At 61.4% G+C, this 251-nt stretch carries 1 pseudogene; it reads left to right on the forward strand.

Going from position 1 to position 251, the window contains the following annotated elements:
• Positions 1-57: 57 nt before the first annotated feature.
• A pseudogene (locus tag FJ658_RS16710) lies at positions 58-251 on the forward strand (hypothetical protein); the annotation flags it as partial.

The following is a 251-nucleotide window of genomic DNA, read 5'->3' on the forward strand; positions in this document are numbered from 1 at the left end:
GAGTCGAGCAGTCCGGACGAATCATCCAGGATCTCGCCGATCCGACCACGTTGGCGAGTGGCGTGGAAGAACGTCGAGCTTGCAACGATCGAACGCGCCCAAGAGAGTCCTCGCGCACACAATGAGCTAGCAGGCGGGCGTGTGATCGGGCCTATCGAGCGGATACTTCTCGTCGCGCTGATGCTGAGCGGCAATGCCGTCATTGTCGCCGCGTTGGTCGCAGCCAAGGGAGTAGTGCGCTTCCCCGAAAT

It is taken from the genome of Schumannella sp. 10F1B-5-1 (assembly GCF_006517535.1).
Taxonomy (GTDB): Bacteria; Actinomycetota; Actinomycetes; order Actinomycetales; family Microbacteriaceae; genus Schumannella.